The 6997-nt window shown below is 69.6% G+C and carries 7 protein-coding genes; 1 reads left to right on the top strand and 6 read right to left on the bottom strand.

Annotated elements, in window-relative coordinates:
- Positions 1–591: 591 nt before the first annotated feature.
- Complete coding sequence (locus M2302_RS01890) at positions 592–819, top strand: hypothetical protein (RefSeq protein WP_280836224.1); 228 nt, start codon at positions 592–594, stop codon at positions 817–819.
- Positions 820–826: 7 nt separating this feature from the next.
- Here M2302_RS01890 and M2302_RS01885 read toward each other — a convergent pair whose 3' ends face one another.
- The 6 genes from M2302_RS01885 to tig form a co-directional block, all read right to left on the bottom strand.
- Entirely contained in the window at positions 827–1624 is a 798-nt protein-coding gene (locus M2302_RS01885) for a carbon-nitrogen hydrolase family protein (RefSeq protein WP_280836223.1), read from the bottom strand.
- 39 nt (positions 1625–1663) lie between these two features.
- Positions 1664–2497 (bottom strand): EamA family transporter, encoded by an 834-nt coding sequence (locus M2302_RS01880; RefSeq protein ID WP_280836222.1) that lies wholly within the window; start codon positions 2495–2497, stop codon positions 1664–1666.
- A 109-nt stretch (positions 2498–2606) separates the two neighbouring features.
- The gene (clpX, locus tag M2302_RS01875) at positions 2607–3902 is read right to left on the bottom strand and encodes an ATP-dependent Clp protease ATP-binding subunit ClpX (protein WP_210776027.1); all 1296 of its coding nucleotides are present in this window, start codon (positions 3900–3902) and stop codon (positions 2607–2609) included.
- 210 nt (positions 3903–4112) lie between these two features.
- Positions 4113–4775, bottom strand: a complete 663-nt coding sequence (locus M2302_RS01870; protein ID WP_280836221.1) for an ATP-dependent Clp protease proteolytic subunit — start codon at positions 4773–4775, stop codon at positions 4113–4115.
- A gap of 10 nt (positions 4776–4785) precedes the next feature.
- A complete protein-coding gene (locus M2302_RS01865) occupies positions 4786–5427 on the bottom strand; it encodes an ATP-dependent Clp protease proteolytic subunit (RefSeq protein ID WP_088960728.1) in 642 nt (213 codons plus the stop codon).
- A gap of 172 nt (positions 5428–5599) precedes the next feature.
- Positions 5600–6952: a trigger factor gene (gene tig / locus M2302_RS01860; RefSeq protein WP_238450285.1), complete on the bottom strand. Its 1353-nt coding sequence runs from the start codon at positions 6950–6952 to the stop codon at positions 5600–5602.
- Positions 6953–6997: the final 45 nt, after the last annotated feature.

Raw genomic sequence — 6997 nt, 5'->3', positions numbered from 1 at the left:
ACTCCCGAAGAAGAACTGCCAGTCCGGGGTATAAATCATAATTGGCACTGGCTTTTCAAGCACCCTGTTGAGTTCTCAAAGAACAACCACACACCATCCGGAAGCTCCACACTGTGGAACCCCCGTCCGGGGCAACTTCTCGAACTTACTCGGTCCGACTTTCGCTGTCAACCTCGCGTTGAGGTGATCAACTTGGTGCGGCCCGATCCACGCTGACGCTCACCGTATCCGGTGGTCGTTTCTGTCGTGGGAAGTCGGCAGACCGGCCGATCGCCGCTTCGCGGCCACCCGCCCGGCTCCCTGCCGGCTTTCGAACTCTACCCGGTCGGTCTCGCGATCGCAACCCCGTCTTCCGGGGTGTCTCGCACCGCCCGCTCCCAGCCTCGCTCGGCGTCTCCGCCACGAGCCTGGTGCCCGCCCTCGGCCGGTTTGTCCGGCCTCCCGCGTGCAGAGAGAAAGTTACGCGGACTGGCCCGGAGAAGGCAAATCAATGATCGTCATTGGCGGATCCGGCGTGCGGTCCGGCGCCGCGCCGGCGTACCCGATCGGATCGGCGCGCCGGCCGGCCGGCGGCGTGCCAGAGTGGCTGCCATGGATCCCGTGTCCCGATCCCCGGCGGTCACCCTCGCCGACGAGGCGCTGCTCGGACTCCTGGCGCCCTTCTGGCAGCTGGTGATCGCCGCGGTCGTACTCGCCGTCGTCGTGCTCTCCGCCGCCCGGCTGGCCCGGCGCGGCCGGTCCCGGATGACCACCGCGTTGCTCGTCACCGCCGCGGCGATCGTCGGCCTGGCCGTGATCGGCGTACTCGTTCAGGGATGACCGGCGCTCAGAGCCGCCGGTTGGCGAGGCTGGGCAGCTCGGTACGGATGGTGTGCAGGCGGTCGAGGTCCAGCTCGACCACACTCAGCCCGGGGCCGTCGGGCACCTGGCCGAGCACCGTCCCCCACGGGTCGACCACCATGCTGCGCCCGAAGCAGGTGCGCTCCGGCTCGTGGTCGCCGATCTGACCGGCGGCGGCCACGAAGCACTGGTTCTCGATGGCCCGCGCCCGCAGCAGCACCTCCCAGTGGTCCCGGCCGGTGTGCATCATGAACGCGGCCGGCACGACCAGGAGCTGCGCTTCCCCGTCGACGGCCAGCAGCCGGTAGAGCTCGGGGAAGCGCAGGTCGTAGCAGATCGACAGACCGACCCGCAGACCCTCGACGTCGACCACCACCGGCTGGTCGCCGGGGGCGACCGTCGCCGATTCGAGGTACGACACCCGCCCCGGGATCTCCACGTCGTACAGATGGATCTTGCGGTAGCTGGCGGCGAGCGCGCCGGAGCGGTCGAACACCAGGGAGGTGTTCCAGGTGTGCGCCGGATCCGGGCCGGCCTCGTGGAACGAGCCCGCCACCACCCAGATGCCGAGCCGCTCGGCGACGCCGGCGAAGAAGGTGCCGACCGTGCCGTCCACCGGCTCCGGCTCCGGCATCGCCTTGGCGGGGCCGAGGTAGTCGACGTACTCCGGGAGGACCGCGAGATCCGCGCCGGCCGCGGCGGCCCTGACCAGCAGGGCCTCGGCGGCGGCCAGGTTGGCCGCCCGGTCGTCCCGGGCGTTGAGCTGGCAGACGGCGACGCGCATGGAGATGAGGGTACGGGCGGACGACGGCCGGGGACAGCGTCAGACGCTGGCGAGCACCAGGGCGCCGGCGGCGAACCCGAGACCGGCCAGTTGCACCGGCCGGAGCCGTTCCCGGTCCACCGCGAGCGCGAGCAGCACAGTGCTGGCCGGGTAGAGCGCCGCGATCGCGGCGACCACGCTCAGGTGGCCACGGGCTGCGGCGGCCAGGTAGAGCGCGTTGGCAGCGCTGTCGAGCAGGCCGGCGGCGGCCGCCCAGCCGAGTACCCGCGGACCGATCCGCAGACTTACGCCGGTGCCGACCGCGAGCGCGACACCGAAGACGATGGAGCTGAACCGCAGCGCCAGCACCGGCCACATTCCGGCCGCCGGACCGGCCTGGCCGAGCAGGGCGAAGAAGACGCCGAAGAGCGCCCCGGCGGTGAGGGCCAGCCCGATCAACCGGGTGGACACCGCGCCGCGCGCGCCACCCTCGCCGAGGCTGACCAGGGCGATGGCGAGCACGGCCAGCCCCGCACCGCAGAGCGCGAGGGTGCCGGGCCAGCGGGCGGTCAGCAGCCCGGCGATGATCGGCACCACCGCGGCGGTGATCGCCGTGACGGGCGCCACCACGGCCATCATCCCGGCGGCGAGGGCCCGGTAGAGCAGCATCACCCCGGCGGCGCCGGCGACGCCCGCACCGAGCCCCCACGCCAGGTCGACGGCGGTGGGGGTGCCGGGTACCACCAGCACCAGCAGGAGCAGCAGCGGCACGCTCAACACCTGGGAGACCACGGTGACGGCGACCGGGTCGGCGCGGCGGGACGCCTTGCCGCCCGAGAAGTCGGCCGTGCCGAAGGCGACCGCGGACACCGCCGCGAGCATGATGGGGAACATCGGACGGTCCTACCAGACGACGGGCGGACCCGGCCAGTGTGATCCCGTACCGAACGACGGCACGGCCACCTGTGGTGGCCGTGCCGTCGTCGTCAGTGTGGTGCGCCGGTCAGGCGGACTTCTCCTCGCGCTCCCGGCGGGCCCGGCGGCCGGTGAACTCCCGCGGGACGATGGTCGGGTTGACGTTCTCCAGGACCACCTCGCGGGTGATCAGCACGCGGGCGGCGTCCGGGTTGCTCGGCACCTCGTACATCGCGGAGAGCAGGACCTCCTCGATGATGGCGCGCAGGCCACGGGCACCGGTGCCGCGCAGCATCGCCTGGTCGGCGATCGCCTCCAGCGCCGGCTCGTCGAACTCCAGCTCGACCCCGTCCAGCTCGAAGAGCCGCTGGTACTGCTTGACCAGCGCGTTGCGCGGCTCGGTGAGGATCCGGACCAGGGCGCTGCGGTCCAGGCTGCGCACGTTGGTGATCACGGGCAGCCGGCCGACGAACTCGGGGATCAGCCCGAACTTGAGCATGTCCTCCGGCATCACCTGGCTGAAGATGTCGTCGGTCGACCGCTCGGAGACCGACCGGAGCCGGGCACCGAAGCCGGTGCCGCCGTGGCCGGTGCGGGCCTCGATGATCTGGTCGAGCCCGGCGAAGGCGCCACCGCAGATGAACAGCACGTTGGTGGTGTCGATCTGGATGAACTCCTGGTGCGGGTGCTTGCGCCCGCCCTGCGGCGGCACGTTGGCCACCGTGCCTTCCAGCATCTTCAGCAGCGCCTGCTGGACACCCTCGCCGGAGACGTCCCGGGTGATCGACGGGTTCTCCGACTTACGGGCGATCTTGTCGACCTCGTCGATGTAGATGATGCCGGTCTCGGCGCGCTTGATGTCGTAGTCCGCGGCCTGGATCAGCTTGAGGAGGATGTTCTCCACGTCCTCGCCGACGTACCCGGCCTCGGTCAGCGCGGTGGCGTCGGCGATGGCGAACGGGACGTTCAGCATCCGGGCCAGCGTCTGCGCCAGGTGGGTCTTGCCGCAACCCGTCGGGCCGAGCAGCAGGATGTTGGACTTGGCCAGCTCGACGGCGTCGCTGCCGGAACCCGGCGCGCCGGCCGCCTCGGCCTGGATCCGCTTGTAGTGGTTGTAGACCGCGACGGCGAGCGCCTTCTTGGCCTGGTCCTGACCGACGACGTAGTTGTCGAGGAACTGGCAGATCTCCATCGGCTTGGGAAGCTCTTCCCACTTCACCTCGCCGGACTCGGCCAGCTCCTCCTCGATGATCTCGTTGCAGAGATCGATGCACTCGTCGCAGATGTAGACCCCGGGGCCCGCGATGAGTTTCTTGACCTGCTTCTGCGACTTGCCACAGAAGGAGCACTTCAGTAGGTCGCCGCCGTCACCGATCCGTGCCACCTACGTTCTCCCTGCACTCGTCGGCCGGAACGCCGGCCCTGACCTGCGGGCGCCGCGCGCCCGTCCGTCTCGATCCCTGCCGCCGGCCCGACCCGGCCAGCGGTACGGAACCGACGTTACCCGCTGACGGAGGTTTCTCCGACCCCCAAAACGGGTGTGTCAGAGGTCGGCCGGAAACGACGCTCCGACCGACCTCCGACCCGGTACTGCTCAGGTAGCGGCCTGGGCCGCCAGGAGGCCCTTCTTGCGGCTGGTCAGGATCGTGTCGACCAGCCCGTACTCCTTGGCCTCCTCGGCCGTCATGATCTTGTCCCGGTCGATGTCCTTGCGGACCTGCTCGATCGGGCGGTTGCAGTGCCGGGAGAGCATGTCCTCCAGCTGGGTCCGCATCCGCAGGATCTCCCGGGCCTGGATCTCGATGTCCGAGCCCTGCCCGTAGCCGCCCTCGGTGGCCGGCTGGTGGATGATGATCCGCGAGTTCGGCAGCGCCATCCGCTTGCCCGGGGTGCCGGCCGACAGCAGGACCGCCGCCGCGCTGGCCGCCTGGCCCAGGCAGACGGTGGAGATGTCCGGACGGACGTACTGCATGGTGTCGTAGATCGCCGTCATCGCGGTGAACGAGCCACCCGGCGAGTTGATGTACATGATGATGTCGCGGTCCGGGTCGGTGCCCTCGAGCGTCAGCAGCTGCGCCATCACGTCGTTGGCCGACGCGTCGTCCACCTGGACGCCGAGGAAGATGATCCGGTCCTCGAAGAGCTTGTTGTACGGGTTGGACTCCTTGACCCCGTACGACGTGCGCTCGACGAACGACGGCAGGACGTAGCGGTTGTGCACGGCCGCGAACTGGGGCGGCAGGCTCAGATCGATCATCGTCAGCTCCTCAGCTCAGGGTCCCGGCGCCATCCGGAACCTGAGCGGCCCCGATGATCACCTTGTCGATGAAGCCGTAGTCCATGGCCTCCTGGGCGGTGAACCAACGGTCCCGGTCCGAGTCCGCCTCGATCTGCGCCTGGCTCTGGCCGGTGTGGTGCGCGACCCGCTCCTGGAACATCCGCTTGGTGTAGAGCATCTGCTCGGCCTGGATCGCGATGTCGGAGGCCGTGCCGCCGAGACCACCGGACGGCTGATGCATCATGATCCGCGCGTGCGGGAGGGCGTACCGCTTGCCCTTCGTGCCGGCGCAGAGCAGCAGCTGGCCCATCGAGGCCGCCATGCCCATCGCCACGGTCGACACGTCGTTGTCGATGAACTGCATGGTGTCGTAGATCGCCATGCCGGAGTAGACCGAGCCACCCGGCGAGTTGATCCAGAGGTTGATGTCGCGGTCCGGGTCCTCCGCCGCGAGCAGCAACAGCTGCGCGCAGATGCGGTTGGCGACCTGGTCGGTCACCTCGCTGCCCAGGAAGATGATCCGCTCCTTGAGCAACCGGTTGTAGACCGAGTCGTCGAGGTTGCCAATGGAGTCGCCACCGCGGGCCTCGATCGCCCGGAGCGACTTCTTGGGGATGTGCATGTCGGTCATGGCAGCCCTTCGCTCTCCGTACCGTCCTCCCCGACACTAACCGCTCAGCCGGGTGATCGACTCCCGGTCGGGGCACTGTTCGCTCTCAGCGCAGTTGTGCCTCCGACGTACCCGGAAAACGGTTTCGGCCGCCGTCCACCGCAACGGGCGGACGGCGGCCTACCGGGGAAGATCAGTGCTCGTGGTCGTGCTCGTGAGCCTGCTCGCTCTCGGCCCGCAGCGCCTCGAGGGTGACCTCGTTGCCGGCGGTGTCCTTGATCTTGATCTTCTCCATGACCGCGGCGAGGGCCTTGCCACGACGCACGTCACCGAAGACGGCGGCGGCCGCGCCGGAGCGCACCAGCTGGTCGTAGTACTGCTGCGGCGCCATGCCGGCCCGCTGCGCGCGGTGGACGATCTCGTGGCCGAACTCGTCGTCGGAGACCTGGACGTCCTCGGCGTCGGCCAGCGTGTCCAGCAGGAGCTGGATCTTGACGCCCTCGGTCGCCGCCTCGTTCAGCTCGGCGTCGATCTGCTCCTCGGTCTTCTCCTCGGCGGCGAGGTACTCCTCCAGCGAGGCGCCGATCCGCTCCAGCTGGTCGATCATCGCCGCCTTGCGGCTCTCGACCTCCTCGCGGACGACACCCTCCGGCGCCGGCACCTCGGCGGCCGCGACGAGCTGCTCCAGGGCCTTGTCCCGGGCGGCGTAGATCTGCTCGACCCGCTTGCCCCGGGTGACCCGCTCGCGCAGGTCGTCACGGAGCTCGGCGATGGTGTCGAACTCGCTGGCCATCTGGGCGAAGTCGTCGTCCAGCTCCGGCAGCTCCTTCTCCTTGACCGTGCGGACGGTCACCGCCACCTCGGCGTCCCGGCCGGCGAAGTCGCCGCCCACGAGCTGGGTGGTGAAGGTGGTGCTCTCGCCGGCGGCGAGGCCGACCACGGCCTCGTCCAGCCCCGGCAGGAGCTGCTTGCTGCCGACCTCGTGCGAGATGTTGCTGGCCGAGCCGCCCGGCACCTCCTCGCCGTCGACGGTGGCGTTCAGGTCGATCTGGACGTAGTCGCCCTCCTGGGCGGCCCGCTCGACCGTCTTGAGGGTGGCGAACCGCTCGCGCAGGCTCTTGACCTGCTCGTCGATCTCGCTGTCGTCGATCTGCAGCTCGTCCACGGTCACCTCGACGGTGGCCGGGTCCGGCAGGGTGATCTCCGGGCGGACGTCGACCTCGGCGGTGAAGTTGAGCGAGTCACCGTCGTTGAACTCGGTGATCTCGACCTCCGGGCGGCCGAGGGTCTTCAGGTCGTGCTCACGGACCGCCGCGAGGATGTTCTGCGGAATGGCCTCCTGCACCGCCTCGTTGAGGACGGTGCCCCGGCCCACCCGCTGGTCGATGACGGCGGTCGGCACCTTGCCCCGGCGGAAGCCGGGAACCTGCACCTGCGAACCGATCTCCCGGTACGCCTTCTTGAGGCTCGGCTCGAGCTCGACGAACGGCACCTCGATGGCGAGCCGCACGCGCGTCGGGCTCAGAGTCTCGACGGTGCTCTTCACAGGCGTACTCCTTGACGGATCTCAGTTTGAGTCTGGGCGTGTTTG

The sequence above is a fragment of the Micromonospora sp. A200 genome (genome assembly GCF_029893845.1).
GTDB lineage: Bacteria > Actinomycetota > Actinomycetes > Mycobacteriales > Micromonosporaceae > Micromonospora > Micromonospora purpureochromogenes.
This window is presented reverse-complemented; position numbering and strand designations above follow the sequence as displayed.

Coding starts and splice junctions, on each gene's coding strand:
- M2302_RS01890 (WP_280836224.1), top strand. CDS start 592: ATGGATCCCGTGTCCCGATCCCCGGCGGTCACCCTCGCCGACGAGGCG.
- M2302_RS01885 (WP_280836223.1), bottom strand. CDS start 1,624: ATGCGCGTCGCCGTCTGCCAGCTCAACGCCCGGGACGACCGGGCGGCC.
- M2302_RS01880 (WP_280836222.1), bottom strand. CDS start 2,497: ATGTTCCCCATCATGCTCGCGGCGGTGTCCGCGGTCGCCTTCGGCACG.
- M2302_RS01870 (WP_280836221.1), bottom strand. CDS start 4,775: ATGATCGATCTGAGCCTGCCGCCCCAGTTCGCGGCCGTGCACAACCGC.
- M2302_RS01865 (WP_088960728.1), bottom strand. CDS start 5,427: ATGACCGACATGCACATCCCCAAGAAGTCGCTCCGGGCGATCGAGGCC.